Origin of the sequence: Vibrio renipiscarius (assembly GCF_000827885.1) — a bacterium.
GTDB classification, from domain to species: Bacteria; Pseudomonadota; Gammaproteobacteria; order Enterobacterales; family Vibrionaceae; genus Vibrio; species Vibrio renipiscarius.
The window spans coordinates 734,366-748,584 of sequence record NZ_JTKH01000006.1 but is presented as its reverse complement, the minus strand read 5'-3'; the positions used below and the strand labels follow the sequence as shown (position 1 = coordinate 748,584).

11 protein-coding genes and 1 pseudogene are annotated in these 14,219 nt (G+C 39.1%); 6 read left to right on the top strand and 6 right to left on the bottom strand.

What is annotated here, in order from left to right:
* Positions 1-304: 304 nt before the first annotated feature.
* The 3 genes from OJ16_RS06545 (at position 305) to OJ16_RS06535 (ending at position 3,152) form a co-directional block, all read left to right on the top strand.
* Positions 305-700 carry a SulA-like leucine-rich domain-containing protein gene (locus OJ16_RS06545; RefSeq protein ID WP_040988558.1) on the top strand — a complete coding sequence of 132 codons (396 nt, stop codon included), beginning with the start codon at positions 305-307 and terminating at the stop codon, positions 698-700.
* Positions 701-925: 225 nt separating this feature from the next.
* The gene (locus OJ16_RS06540; protein ID WP_040988557.1) at positions 926-2,029 is read left to right on the top strand and encodes a phosphoribosylaminoimidazolesuccinocarboxamide synthase; all 1,104 of its coding nucleotides are present in this window, start codon (positions 926-928) and stop codon (positions 2,027-2,029) included.
* 214 nt (positions 2,030-2,243) lie between these two features.
* Positions 2,244-3,152, top strand: a complete 909-nt coding sequence (locus OJ16_RS06535; protein ID WP_082030219.1) for a LysR family transcriptional regulator — start codon at positions 2,244-2,246, stop codon at positions 3,150-3,152.
* A 211-nt stretch (positions 3,153-3,363) separates the two neighbouring features.
* Here OJ16_RS06535 and OJ16_RS06530 read toward each other — a convergent pair whose 3' ends face one another.
* The 4 genes and pseudogenes from OJ16_RS06530 to OJ16_RS06515 all read right to left on the bottom strand — a co-directional run bounded on the left by OJ16_RS06530 (position 3,364) and on the right by OJ16_RS06515 (position 8,171).
* The gene (locus OJ16_RS06530; protein WP_040988553.1) at positions 3,364-4,269 is read right to left on the bottom strand and encodes a YjjW family glycine radical enzyme activase; all 906 of its coding nucleotides are present in this window, start codon (positions 4,267-4,269) and stop codon (positions 3,364-3,366) included.
* A 17-nt stretch (positions 4,270-4,286) separates the two neighbouring features.
* The gene (locus tag OJ16_RS06525; RefSeq protein ID WP_040988551.1) at positions 4,287-5,828 is read right to left on the bottom strand and encodes a YjjI family glycine radical enzyme; all 1,542 of its coding nucleotides are present in this window, start codon (positions 5,826-5,828) and stop codon (positions 4,287-4,289) included.
* A gap of 176 nt (positions 5,829-6,004) precedes the next feature.
* Positions 6,005-7,609, bottom strand: a pseudogene (locus tag OJ16_RS06520) (methyl-accepting chemotaxis protein); the annotation flags it as partial.
* Positions 7,610-7,871: 262 nt separating this feature from the next.
* Positions 7,872-8,171: a hypothetical protein gene (locus tag OJ16_RS06515; protein WP_152613829.1), complete on the bottom strand. Its 300-nt coding sequence runs from the start codon at positions 8,169-8,171 to the stop codon at positions 7,872-7,874.
* A 660-nt stretch (positions 8,172-8,831) separates the two neighbouring features.
* Here OJ16_RS06515 and OJ16_RS06510 point away from each other — a divergent pair.
* From OJ16_RS06510 to OJ16_RS06500, 3 genes are read left to right on the top strand one after another with little or no spacing between them, the layout of a single operon-like run.
* Complete coding sequence (locus tag OJ16_RS06510) at positions 8,832-9,374, top strand: hypothetical protein (protein ID WP_040988546.1); 543 nt, start codon at positions 8,832-8,834, stop codon at positions 9,372-9,374.
* Between the two features lie 20 nt (positions 9,375-9,394).
* A complete protein-coding gene (locus OJ16_RS06505; protein ID WP_152613828.1) occupies positions 9,395-9,619 on the top strand; it encodes a hypothetical protein in 225 nt (74 codons plus the stop codon).
* Positions 9,616-12,072: a relaxase/mobilization nuclease domain-containing protein gene (locus OJ16_RS06500; RefSeq protein ID WP_040988542.1), complete on the top strand. Its 2,457-nt coding sequence runs from the start codon at positions 9,616-9,618 to the stop codon at positions 12,070-12,072. The genes OJ16_RS06505 and OJ16_RS06500 overlap by 4 nt, the downstream gene beginning before the upstream one ends.
* Positions 12,073-12,410: 338 nt before the next feature.
* Here OJ16_RS06500 and OJ16_RS20280 read toward each other — a convergent pair whose 3' ends face one another.
* Both OJ16_RS20280 and OJ16_RS06490 read right to left on the bottom strand, forming a co-directional pair.
* The gene (locus OJ16_RS20280) at positions 12,411-12,698 is read right to left on the bottom strand and encodes a helix-turn-helix domain-containing protein (RefSeq protein ID WP_408063501.1); all 288 of its coding nucleotides are present in this window, start codon (positions 12,696-12,698) and stop codon (positions 12,411-12,413) included.
* Between the two features lie 391 nt (positions 12,699-13,089).
* Positions 13,090-13,848, bottom strand: a complete 759-nt coding sequence (locus tag OJ16_RS06490) for an EAL domain-containing protein (RefSeq protein WP_052810318.1) — start codon at positions 13,846-13,848, stop codon at positions 13,090-13,092.
* Positions 13,849-14,219: the final 371 nt, after the last annotated feature.

The window sequence follows — 14,219 nt, the reverse complement described above, 5'->3', positions numbered from 1 at the left end:
AAGCTCTCTGCATAATAGAGAGCTTTGGGTAAACGCTGTCATAATAAGGTTTGAGAAACCACTCACTCAGCCCCTCCCCAATAAAACACCTGTATATGACCACCATTAGAATGTGTAACTCGTCACATTCTAATGGTTAGCCCCCTCGCGCATCAAAATAAAAAACACCTACAACTCAATGCTTTACGTTGATAAAAGTCGATAAATAACGAAAAACTCGTTTATAAATCGAACATAGCGCTTGACCAAAACAGGCAAAATAACTACTGTATACACATACAGCATGTATATAAGGACAGTTATTATGATTCATTCACACGCTCACAGTCACACTTACTCTAAGTACAATGTTTTGGCACAACCGACTCAGCCAATGAATATTGCAGACTCAGTCTTGAATCGTTTAGCGGGTCTTTCTATACAGCAGCAGTGGATCTTCTTTACCGCAGAGTGCCCTCGCCCCAACCACGCTCAATTCTCAGCGTCGAACGTGCGTTGTCAGAAGATCATTCAATTAAAATCCTCCAATTCTCAATCTGAATTAGAGATTGTCATAAAAGCAATTCAATCCGGCAACGCCAGTGCGGTCGTCGCGTCGAATCAAATCGACAGCATTAATCAATCGCTTCTACAAAATTTAGCGCAATCCCATGGCTGTGAAGTCTTTTTCGTTGAGGGCAGAGTAAACCAGTACCACTAATTAAGCTCGACGATTTGCAGCATTGCTTTTGGCCTCTCTATTGGGAGGCCTTCCTTCTCTATGACATCGCCTCCCCCAACGGAAAAACCGAGCCCATTCTTATGTTCATCAGCGGCGCTAAACTTTTTACGCAAACGATTGCTTTTTATCTGGAAGCAAAACAAATTTCTGGGTATGATGCGCTCATCGGTTAACTCATTTTCATGTCAACGATAGGAATATCTCATGAGTCTCGCAGACCAAGTCCTCGCCGTTAACGACGATCTCCCTATTCGCACCCATAAACCTGTCCACAGCGGCAAAGTTCGCTCTGTGTACTGGCTAACAGAAGAAGACAGCAAACGTCTTATCCAAGAAAAAGGTTATGACGTTGCACCTGACGCGCCACTGGCTATTATGGTGATCAGCGATCGTATCTCCGCTTTCGATTGTATTTGGCACGGTGAAGGTGGCCTAAAAGGCGTACCGGGTAAAGGTGCCGCTCTCAATGCGATTTCAAACCATTGGTTTAAATTGTTTAGAGAAAATGGCTTGGCTGACAGCCACATTCTTGATATTCCTCACCCACTCGTTTGGATCGTACAAAAAGCCAAACCCATCATGATTGAGGCGATTTGTCGTCAATATATTACGGGTTCGATGTGGCGCGCTTACAGCAAAGGTGAGCGCGAGTTTTGTGGGATTGAATTACCAGATAATCTTGAAAAAGATACTGCGCTTCCTCACCTACTGATGACACCATCAACCAAAGGTATTTTGAAAGGCATTGCCGGCGTACCGGAAGCGGATGATGTGAATATCACCCGTCAAAACATCGAAGATAACTTCGCCGCCTTTAATTTCAGCAATGCGGATGATATTGCCATCTATGAAAAGCTGCTAAGCGAAGGCTTTGGTGTGATCAGTAAAGCACTTTCAGAGGTCGATCAAATCTTCGTTGATACCAAATTTGAGTTTGGTTATGTCAATGATGCGGCGGGCAATGAAAAGCTCATCTATATGGATGAAGTGGGCACGCCAGATTCATCTCGCATCTGGGATCAACAAGCCTACCAACAAGGCCATATTGTTGAAAACTCGAAAGAGGGTTTCCGCCAGTTCTTGCTGAACCATTTTCCTGATCCCGATATTCTACTGAATAAAGATCGCATGCCAGAGCGTGAAGCGCTCGCCAAGAACAATATTTTACCGCTTGAAGCGTTAATGGATATCTCCAAAACCTACACCGCCATTGCTGAGAAAATCACTGGCAAAGCGATCGTGTTGAGTGAAAATCCTAAACAAGAAATCGTCGACATTCTGAGTTCTCAGTATGGTTTGATAGACTAAATCGGTCTCTTACGATTGCCATGCTTTTTTAAAACGCGCTTGGTTTACGAGCGCGTTTTTATTCGCTTACTTATTCTTTCCTTGCCCACCCCAAACTTTCTCAACTATTCCATAAACGCCATAACGCCATAAACGGATTTAACACGTTAACCCTTCTTCCTATCTACCGCTTCAGTCTATAATAGCCACTTGTACAGCCTATCTGTCGCTACTTATGGATTTTATCGCCCTTTCTCGCATCAGCCTAAAGCACTTAACGGTACTGCATGTGATGCTCACAACTCACAGTGTCACTGGTACTGCACAGACTTTATGCGTCACGCCTTCTAGCGTGAGTAAAACAATGGCGCAACTCAAAGAGCAACTCAACGATGAGCTATTTTATCGTGACGGTTCTCAATTAGTCCCGACGCCTTTCGCTCTTGGCATCGCAGCGCAAATTCATAAAATATTAGCCAGTATGAATGGCATTTTGCATCAAGGTGAATTTAGACCTGCGCAATTTAACGGTTCGATTGCGCTCTCAATGCGAGAAAGCACCTTTGAGTTATTTGCAGATAAAATTAGCCGAATACGTGAGCAATTACCGCAAGCCAATCAGATCAACGTTTATGCGAAAGAACAAATGAGTTTTGACGCGCTGATCCGTGGGCAGGTCGATTTTATGATTTTGCCGCACGACATTAGTCAGCCGCCCACAAAAAGTCGTGAATTGGTGTGGCAGCAATTATTTGCTGATGAAATGGTCTGCTTGATGAACCCGAGCCACCCTTTGGCGAATACGACACTTTCCATTCCTGATTATTTGGCTTTCCAGCATATCGGAATCCACGATCGAGATTTGTCTGAGCCCTATTTTGAACAAAATTTAAAGCAACAGCATGGCACGCGAACAATGGCCATGTCTGTCTCCGATTTTGGTGCGGCCGCAGTGATGTGCCACCACACGACACATCTATTAACCTGCTCAAAAATGTGGGCACAATGCGCGTATCAAGCTCAAGGTCTGGTGCAAAAACCCTTACCTTTTGAATATGGAAAAGTCGCGTATAGCTTGGTTTGGAATGCGGTGAGTTTGAACGACCCTGCGCTGCAATGGCTGCATGCTAAATTAGTGAGTTAACCAAGCGAAGACCGATTAACCGTGCGTCAGTTGCTAAAGCGGATCGCAATGCGGACTAAGCGTCAGCACGAAATCGCATCAAGATTGGAGAGAAGTGAGACTGAAAAAAACAGGGAAAATAGAAGCGCCGATATTCATTTATTTAAGCGCTTCAGATGCTGATCATGTCTTGACCGGCGAATATGGGCAATACACCTAGCGAAAAGGCAAACTACATATAAACGCGAGGCAGTTGTAAAGTATGAGGTACTCGAGATTGCAACGCATGATGAAACGCTGTCATTTGCGCCTCACTGCACTTATCCCACGTCAACGCTTCACCTATCACGCCATGGTGCTGAAAAGCATTTAAGCGGACGATAACATCAACTGGTAAGTCCATAATCAATTGAGCAACGGCATCGATCTCGCTGTCCAAATCACTCTTACCCGGAATATGCAGTAAGCGTAACTCATGCAATTTACCCGCCTCTGCCAACAGCTTAATGGAGGCGATCACTTTATGATTATCGCGGCCAATCAACCACAAATGGGTGTCGTTCTGCCACGCTTTAAGGTCGATCATTGCGCCATCCATATAGGGGATGACGCGCTGCCAGCCTGTCGCACTTAAATAACCGTTACTATCGATAAAGCAAGTGAGGTGCTGTAAGCCCGCATCCGATTTGATGGCTTTAAATAGGTCAACGATAAACGGCAGTTGCACCGTCGCTTCCCCACCAGAAATCGTGATACCACTGATGAAAAACTGCTGCTTGCGAATAATCGAGAGGATCTGCTCTACCGTGTAATGCTTCACTTTAGGATTGGACTTATTGCCGCACACATCGACACATTGATCGCAGTGCGTGCACTTGGCTTCATCCCAAATAACTTTTTTAGCCTGCGATTCGGTTTGCCCAAAAGACGTTTGCCCAAAAGACAGAGCACCTGTCGGACATCCTTCCACGCAATCACCGCAATCATTGCAGTAATTGATCGTATGGGGATTATGGCAGTTGAGACAATTGAAGTTACATCCTTGTAGGAAAATGACCAGGCGATTGCCTGGTCCATCCACACAAGAAAAATTCAAAATCCGACTCACAACGGCTTGTTTTTCCACTGTATGACTCATTACGTTAGCGATACCAATTAGCGGTAAGTCGGTGACATTTCCATACTAACAACACGTGCCGTACGGTCTAAAATACCCGTGCGTTCTGCCGCTTCTGTGCCTAACCAAGTCGTATTGGTGCGAGAACCACATTCTGAAAATTTCGCAATATCAGACAGTTTCACCATGTAACCCGTCACACGAATCAAATCGTTAGAGGCAACGTTCGCCGTAAACTCACGGTAACCCAGCGCCAGTGCGCCTTTACATAGGTTGTACATCGCTTCAGGGTTTGATTTTACCGTTTCATCAATCGTAAGAATATCACTGATGCCAGATGTGTAGTACTGGTGGTGAGCCGCATTCGCTTGAATGTAACTTACTGGATCAGGTTCTGTACCGTAAGGAAGACGTACGCCTGGAGTGACACCTTCATCAAGGCTAATACCACCTTGTGCATGCAGTAGTGCACGACCTTCAAGACCATATTTTACCGGCGAGTTCTCAACAATTTCTGCCAATTTTGCAGAAATGCGGTGACCCATTTGGTTTGCCGCGTCATCTTGACCGTAGCGCGCTGCGTTGTCTTCTTTATCAAGTAACGTATTCACCGCTTCAGCCATACCGTAAATACCGAACATCGGCGCGAAACGTGACTCTTCAATCAAGCCTTCTTGCGTTAAGAAGCCTTTAAAGAAATTTGAGTCTTCGTGTAGATGGCTGCTACGCGCATCCATTAATTCAATCATCAATGCACAGTATTTTGGTAATACCGTCGCAAGGAAGTCTTCACTGTTTTCTGACGCTTTAGCGACTTCTTTTAGGTTCATACGCACAAGTGTGTTTGAACCACCCGCTAATGGCAGTGAGTTGTAGCAACTTACAATACCGAATTTCTTATCGCCGTATGTCTGAGCATGAATTGGGTAGTTAGCGATATGGGGCTTGCTGCACTCACAAATATTTGATGCCGCTTGACGTAACAAATCATCTGGCGTGATCGCAGGATCGTACATAAAGGTAAGGTTTGGCGCGATTTGTTTTAGCTCGGCATCGACTTTAAGGATCGTACGACAAATGATGTTGTCCGCTGGACCAATATTGACGTGCATAAAGGCATCCGGCAAAGTGCGGTCTAGCATGATCCAGAAGCGTTTTAGTTTGGTGTAGATTTGCTCATCGCTTAAGTCGCCGACAAATGGCATCAGCACATCATCTAACTGGCCAAGATACACTGGAATATTGGTTACAGAAGGCACGTGATGGTAAATGATGGTCAGCAAATTCAACGCGTCATCAAAATCTTGTGCGGCTGCTAGCTCAAGATACTCTGAACCTTGCTGAAGAAACTTCGCGTAGTCAGGCAGTACATAGCGTGGCTTAAATGGTGCGTGACCTTCGAACATGTCACATAACATACCCTCTTTCATTGCCTGTGCGATCTCATCTGAGATAGGCATATATGGCAAGTTTGCTTCTGCTTCTAAAGCTAAAAATTGGTTCTTTTGCTTAGGGTTAAGATTCGCATCCGTAACAATTGAATGAATACGTTGTTGAAAAGCATTAAGAGAGTTGGACATGGGTTATTCCTTATAATTTTTATGGATTTTAAACCGCGCGATGCGTGTCCACAATTGAAATTAAAAGAAACACACTTTTCCATTTAGGAAATTACACTTCCTCAAAATTGCATAACCGAAAAGTAAAAAAACCCGGTATAAACCGGGTTTTGCGTTCGCTGAATTAGGCAGAAGAATTACAACTTAAAGCGACGAATTTCACTTTCTAACTCTTGAGAGAGTTCAGACAGTTTCACCGCTTGGTCCGCTGCCAAGTTCGCCTCTTCCGCCAGTTCAAAAGAAACATCTCGAATACCGACGGTGTTGCGCGTGATTTCTGATGTGACTGACGCCTGCTCTTCCGCAGCTGATGCAATTTGTGTCGCCATATCACTGATCGTTTCAACCGTAGTATGGATTTGCGTCAAGCTAACAGCGGCTGAATCGGCATCGAGCACGCTGGTATCGGCCAGCATACGGCTGTCGCCCATGATGCTTACCGCGCGAGCCGTTGTGGCTTGCAGTGTCTCAATCATTTGCTGAATTTCTTGCGTTGAAGAATGAGTGCGCTTACTAAGTACACGCACTTCATCTGCAACCACAGCGAATCCACGGCCCTGCTCTCCGGCACGCGCCGCTTCAATCGCCGCGTTCAACGCCAACAAGTTGGTTTGTTCTGCGATACCTTGAATGGTTGCCAAGATAGAGTTAATGCTGTTTCCATGGCTTTCGAGCTCTTGAATGACTTGGGTAGCAACGACCACTTCTTGCGCTAGATTCTGAATCGAGCTTTGAGTTTGTGTCACTTGCGAACTGCCATGGGTGCATGCGCCGACCGCTTCAGTGGCATTTTGCGCAGTATTTTCTGCATTGCCTGCGATCTCTTGCGTGGCTGCGGCCATTTCATTAATAGCCGTCGCGACCATATTGATTTCATCTTGCTGAGTACGAATGCGTACACGGCGATCTTCAGCTTGCTTCGCTGTATCGCTCGCTTGACCATTAAGCGCCGTTGAAACATTGCTTAAGGTCGTGACCATCTGATGCATATTACCAACAAAAGTGTTGAAGCTGACCGCGAGACGACCCACCTCATCTTGGCTATTTGGTACCAAACGTTGCGTCAGATCCGCATCGCCTGATGCAATTTCATCGAGTGCTTTCGATACGCGCAATAAATCGCGGAACAAAAAGCTCACTAACCAAGACACCGCCAAAGCAACAAATATCGTAATCACAATGGCCGTTAGTATCAGCTCTTGCAGTAGCTCACTATGACCGGCTTGTTCTGTCGCTCGATCCATCTCAATCGCGAACATCCAATCGGTATCAGGTACGTTCTTGAAGTAATAGAGCTTCTCTGCCCCATTTTTTTCTACGATCTCGATATCACCTGCATTGGCTAAACGTTCAATAACGGACATCGTCATCTGTGGTCCAAGTGCCGTCACAGGTTTTAGCAGTAAACTTTTATTCGGGTGGGCCAAGAAAGTCCCATCTTGCTTATCGATCAACATCGCATAAGCATTGTCACCGGCATCCAAACTGATCACATCATCAATCAATTGATCCAACAATACATCCGCCGCAACAACCCCGACTTTTACACCATTAACACTGACCGGCTCTGCAATCGAAACCAATAAAGCGCCTGTGATGGCATCTTGGTAGGCAGTCGTAATGATTTGGCGGCCTGCTTTATTTGCATCAATATACCAAGGGCGAGTTCTTGGATCGTAATCGGCACGATTTCGCTCTGGATGTGAACGATACATATCGCCCGCTGGGGTGCCCAAGAAAATACTAGTATGTCAATAACACCACAAAGCGTAAAGGGCAAAAAAAAACCTTAACTGACAAGGAATAGTTAAGGTTTATGAGAACATTCTCACAATGGTTTCTAGGTAAAATCCTCAGCTTGGCAAGGATCGTTTTAATAATAATTCAATAACACTGGTGATACTAACAAAATAAACACCGCTCAACGTGGGATTTTTCTTACAGCAACTTTCACAAGCGCCTATTGATAATAATATAAAATTAAAACGTGAAGCAAACAGGAAATCAAAATCCATAAGGACAATACATATAATTTCTGCCATCTTTGTTTCTTAGTGAAAAACCAAAGCTATCAGGATAGCGTATGATAATTATCACCAGCAACACCAATTGGCAAAAAAATAGCTCCATTTTCCCGCAATTGGTATCTACTTTTTTATTAAACATTCTAATCATTTTCATCTCATCAGATTGTTGATAAATTTGTGACGAAATAATAACAGTATTATTTAAAGACATCACAGAATAACTTACGATTGTTGCAAATGACATAAACACAATCATCATTATAATTACACTGGTCACTACAAACTCCTTTTTAAGTATATAGCACATCACTGTCATGGGATTTTTATTTGCAACAATGTATGATATTAAGCATTAAACTTATTAAAGTAGAAAATAGAAATGATAATTTTTTAATTTTTCTTTTATATATTAAAAATCAAAACATAGTATTACTTTATTATTTCTTTAAAACAATTTCACATGGTATCTTGTAGTTATAAAATATGCACAAATAATCGTCCAAAAAGAGTCTTTACGACACATAAAAACAAAACGTATTATTTTGTGACAGGCAAGTTAGACCGCATACACACCATCGCTACAAAATTAACTACATTTATCTACGATATATGCCGTTAATTTTTACGATTGTGTTTACGAAATATGCCGATAAAAAAGCGAGTATTTCGCTACGCTCAATACACACTTTTCTACGACAATATTCCGTAATGCGAACTTGCTCTTGCAGAGGGCTTTTATCCGAATACGATTACAAAAAAACAACTCAAACTTTGACAAGTTTTCAAACAATTGTTTTTTTGAAATCATTCGGTTTTTGAAAATTTTTTCACGAAAAATTTTTCAAAAAATGACTGTCACCACTTCGGGTGCTAACGCAAACTCTGACGAGTTTTTGTTTAAAAAAGATCAAAAAACAACATAAAAAGGAATTGAAAAATGGAAGATCAAGAAAAGGAAAAAAAGAAAAAAGAAGCGGCTAAGAACAGATCAATTCGAGAAAAAAGAATCGTAATCACAGGAGATTCTAATGCCATTTTAGAAATAAAATCATTTCGAAAACTGTATCAACTTGGTTCACTTGTTGAGCTTGTTTTGAGTGAAGATGAGACAGTTTATTGTAATCAAATTGTCTCAGAATATGCATTGATTAATTTATTCGATTGGACGATAAACAACAGCAGAAGCAAGTGTTCTGATGAAGAAAAATCACTAATAAAAGACGCTATGAATTTGATTAAAAAATGCAAATTTATCAGCCTAGATTCAAAAATTGAAGCTGAAATGTTAACTGATATAGCCATATTAGAACAAGAAAAACCTAAAGTATATCAACTAACAACAACACCTGAAAAACTTGCAAAATTTGAAAAGATTAAGAAAAAAAGCAAACAACCAACTTACTTTTCTTTAAGAACTATATTGAAACAACGCTATCAACAAAGAGCATTCGCTTTTCAGAAGAATTGTTGGAAAACATAAATAATTCGATAGAAATGTATTTGAATATTACTGATTTATTGAAAGAATTTAATAATAAATATAGAGGTGAAATAGTAAAAAGAATTTATGCTAATCAATCAAATTTTAGAAATGAAAGTCTTAAATTATTTGTAGAATTAGATCGTGAAACAGCTACAAAGATCAACAATGATATGAATAAATTGTTTGAAACATCGGTATATATTGCAGTTGAGATAAAAGAGGAAATTGAAAAGATAAAATGATTATCACGGAAGAAAGCAAGATAACAACCCGAATCAGCCTTAACAGACTGATTGCCTACATCGTAAACCCAAAGCAAGGTAAAACGATTCAGAGTGAAAACTTAAACGTTCTTGGTCAAAAAGAGCGTATTTCCTACGCCTTTACAAACCAGGGTTTTTATCACGATGTAGAAGCTATGAAGCTTTCTTTCGCCAAACAACAAGAACTGATCTTAGCCAATTATGCTGAGTATGAAGCTCAAATGAAGAAAAAATCGAAGAAAGCTGGTGCTAATATCGTAGAGCATATTGAAATTTGTCCTACTCCTACCGATTTTCTTAGTTTTTCAAAAGAAGAACTAGCACGAATTTCAATGGAAATAATGAGCGAAGCCATACCAGAGATCTATGAAAGACCATTCATCTGTGGACTTCACCAAGACACAGATAAACCTCACTTCCATTTCGTTTTGCCTACGGTATATCGAACCGATAAGGGAATAGTCTATGACAAGGGCTGGAAAAGACGAATAGCTTTAAGGAAAGCAATTGAAAAAGCAGAGCAGAAGTATGGATTGTCTTTGACTGGTGAAAATAATGAACATACATCTAACCTATCAAATGATATGAATTTTGCGCAATCTTTAATGATTGGCCGACACACAGCAGCCGATCTTTTGAAAAAAGCCAAGGCTATTGAAGATCCAGCGATGATCGAGCGTGTGCGAGATGAAATCAAAACAAAAAGAAACATATCTAAAAAGTCTGGTTACTATGATTTAACCAATATCATGAGAAAAATCAAAACAACGCCAAACCTCACAGCACAACAGTTTTCAGCAGTTTTGGCTGAAAATAACATCAACATCAACTTCTCTTTTAAGTTAGATAACGATGGAAACAAGGTGGTTAGAGGCATTAGCTATGAATTAGTCAATGAAGCTGGTGAAATCACGACAGCTCTAAGTGCTACTGCATTATCTAAAACTCTTAAAGGCAAGGGAAAGCGTCGATTTGAGCTGAAAAATCTAAGAGAAAGCATTGATGATTGGACTGAATTTGAAACTAAAATGGCTAAATATGCCGATATCAAACCTGATCATACACGAATGAGTGTTGGTAATACGGGATTTGTAGATTTCAAAACGATTCTCGATATTCGTTTTGTTAAAGGTAAACAGCAATCTGTGTGGCGTGGTTTTGATAAAAAGACAAACGAGCCTCTTTTTGACTATAACAGCAAAGATAAAGCTATTACTTTTCTAAATACTAAATCGAAAGACGCAGCGTTTAAATCAATGCAATTGGCTAAAAACTGGAATGGTATTGTTATCAAAACGTCTTCTAGTCGATGGGCTAGTTATGAGCTAGAAGCATGGTTAAAACTTGATTCTGACCCTAAAAAGACCATCAAACAATTCAATTTCAACACAGAAAGTAAAGTGCAGCATATTAATTGGGCTGACTTCCATTCGGCAGTAAAAGGCTTAAAATTTACAGATAAAGAAGTTGTTTATATAAAGCAAAATCTACTATCACCTCAAGATTTTGATAAATACTCCTTAGAGATTGAGAAGCTTTTGGTTACGAGTAAACCAAAAGCATTAAATTCTGAGTTTCTATCTGTGGTTGATGATGTTTTAAACGAAGCTATGTCGCAAGAACAAGCAGTAACTAATGAAAATATCGATACTATCAACACGCCGATTGAAAACACATCACCAGAGCAAGAAGATGAGAATGAAAAAGAGGTCGAGAAACAAGATAAAGCTTTAAAAGATGACTTAATATCAACTCTCATCACTAAACCAGAAGAAGATAAAAAGGCAGAAGTAGCGAAAAAATCAGAGCACGATGCAATATTAGCAAAAGCAGCAAGTGATAGATTAAAACGAATTGAAGAAGCAAAGAAAAAGCAAGATCAAGTGGAAAAAGAACGCTTGGATGCAATAGAAGCAGCAAAACCAAAACCTTACAACAAAGGATTTTTTGAAGTAAAAGCAAAAGATATAGCATTTGTAGATAATTTGCTCAAAGAAAACTATTTGGTTGATCATCTTGATTTGAAGAAAAACGTAAAAGCTAGTGAAATCATAGCTCTGATGGTTCGAACAGAAGAAATGGATGAAAGAAACATTGCATTTTTTCACAAAAAACTCAATGAAAGAACGGATGAAGATGTAATGAGACAAAGCTTTATGACTCATGCGGCTACCTGTAACCCCGACTATAAAGCAGAAAATGTCGGTTTATCCTCAATAGAAAATAGATGGTTAGAAGAAAGAACACACAAAGCCAAGAGTGTTCGTGGGGATTTTATCGTTAAAAGTAATGTATTTAACAAGAAAAAGACACAAGGTGAAATTGATAAATCAAGAACATTTAACAGGGGTAATCAAGAACCGTCAAATACAAAGAAAGTCAAGGTTACTTACAGTAAGAATGATATAAATTACGAAGATTTAAAATTCTAATTATTTAAAATGTCATTTACTTATGCTTTATTGTTCCCATAATAAATAGATAGATAAATCCAGAGCAAATGCTGGTTTTATCTATCTATTTAAGGTTCGGAGGTGAGTTGTCATCTATTAACTCACTGTTAGCCTTAACCCCGGTTATGCCTAGCTGCTTTAACATTTCAACCACTGATGTTTTCTATAAATTTCTTTGAAGGACGGATGCGGTATTTTTTGAAATCTCGAAATAAAAACATTTAAAATTGAAAATCGACAGTTTTAATGGCCTACCAAAATAATAAATTAGTTTTACATATAAAATGGATGTTAGTAGACGAAGTGTAATATGTTGACTATTTCATTTTCAACATCGTTCTAAAAGACGTTGGTGAAACTCCTTTCTTCATCTTGAATCGGTTTGAAAAATAGGAAGGATTATCGAAGCCGGACCTGTACGATATCTCGCTAATAGACAAATCTGTATCGGTTAACAAGTCCATTGCATAATTAATTTTCAAATCTAGTACTAATTTTTTTAGTGAAATATTGTAAGTAACAAGAGCTCGATATAACGTAGATTTAGACATGTTTGTATGATGACATACCGTTTTGACAGACCAATTATTTCTCAGATCAGACATGATTAGGTTTTCTATTTTATGAATTATACTTGAATTCAACTTATCAGTTCTTTTGTGAGATTTAAGTTGCTTCCTTATATAATTATTTAACGCTATAAATAGCATTTCTTTACTTGTTATGTTTTTCTTTTTTATCTCTGAAATGGCATTTATATAGTCGACAATTACTTTTGATGACGACATGCCTACATCGGACATATATTTGTAAATAGTTATTGATGCTGGGCTTTCTCCATATAGAAATAGACTGATTCTTTTGTTTTTGGGTAAATAAACTATCAACCCTGGTTTGATGTTAATAACAAACCCTTCGTAAGATAGGCTACCAAAACATGAGAAAGAAACTATGTGTTCTCTTTTTAGTCTTTTTCTGACTTTAAAATGGTCTTGATCAAATAATTGAATATTTCTTTTCAGAATGCTCATTTTTAGTATCCTGTTTTAAATTAGACCACTTGTCAGGTCTTCTATAATAATAACCTTGTGCTAAAGAACCAGTGGACCGTATAATTTTATGTTGTTCATAAGTTTCTACTCCTTCGTAAATCAGACCTCTTTTCACAAAAGGTGTTAACACATAACTTAGAGATTTAGCTGCCATTGAATCGTCACTATTGTAAAGAAGAAAACTCTTGTCAATTTTAATATAATCCCATTGAATATTACCTAAAGAAAGGTTTGCCTGTTCATTGTTAGAGTGATAATCATCTAACCAAATCATGATGCCTTTTCTTTGTAATTTATCAATATTTTTCAATATCTGTATAGATGACGTATTACAATTCAATTCGTTTATTTCTAGAGCAAATTTAACACTCTCAAATGAAAGCAAACTATCAATAAAAAAACCATCTTCGAGACATGCCATAGTAACATTTGTGGAGATCACTTCTCTTATTTGCAAACGTTTGGCATACTTTAACTGTTGTAAGCATATGTTTTTAATAAACTCATCACCGACATTCAGAAAAAAATCTTGACTATCAAATTGCTCTCCAGATTGTGACGTTACCCGAGAAAGAATTTCATAGTACATTGTTGATGTATTTTCAGGTTCACAAATAGGTTGTAATAGAAAATCCAGAACAGCGAATTCGGATTCTTTTGTAACAAATACCCCATTTTTTCTTGCTATAAACTTACACGCCATCCTTTGCTCCAAATTAAAAAGCCTTAGTCAACTATATTTTAATTATATTGCGAGAAACAATCCAACATTTAAGTGCTTATATATACACATTGGCACAAAAACACAAATATATAAACAATATCGTCATAAACTTGACGGGAAAAAGATGTCAGGCTACGTTTGATAGCGCCATCTTGTCGTCTCGATAAAAATAAATCATTAGCATTAAGTTTAAGATGTCGAATGTGTTTAATGTTGGGCTATGTAAGATTGACTTTGATTTTCAATAGTAACCCCGCATAAGTACGGCAATATACTTTGTGATGATCATTTAACCGAAAGGTCAGACTTAATTAAAAATATCGAGAATATTGTTCATTCGTAATTAATAA

Coding starts and splice junctions, on each gene's coding strand:
- OJ16_RS06545 (WP_040988558.1), top strand. CDS start 305: ATGATTCATTCACACGCTCACAGTCACACTTACTCTAAGTACAATGTT.
- OJ16_RS06540 (WP_040988557.1), top strand. CDS start 926: ATGAGTCTCGCAGACCAAGTCCTCGCCGTTAACGACGATCTCCCTATT.
- OJ16_RS06535 (WP_082030219.1), top strand. CDS start 2,244: ATGGATTTTATCGCCCTTTCTCGCATCAGCCTAAAGCACTTAACGGTA.
- OJ16_RS06530 (WP_040988553.1), bottom strand. CDS start 4,269: ATGAGTCATACAGTGGAAAAACAAGCCGTTGTGAGTCGGATTTTGAAT.
- OJ16_RS06525 (WP_040988551.1), bottom strand. CDS start 5,828: ATGTCCAACTCTCTTAATGCTTTTCAACAACGTATTCATTCAATTGTT.
- OJ16_RS06510 (WP_040988546.1), top strand. CDS start 8,832: ATGGAAGATCAAGAAAAGGAAAAAAAGAAAAAAGAAGCGGCTAAGAAC.
- OJ16_RS06500 (WP_040988542.1), top strand. CDS start 9,616: ATGATTATCACGGAAGAAAGCAAGATAACAACCCGAATCAGCCTTAAC.
- OJ16_RS20280 (WP_408063501.1), bottom strand. CDS start 12,698: ATGTCTGATCTGAGAAATAATTGGTCTGTCAAAACGGTATGTCATCAT.
- OJ16_RS06490 (WP_052810318.1), bottom strand. CDS start 13,848: ATGGCGTGTAAGTTTATAGCAAGAAAAAATGGGGTATTTGTTACAAAA.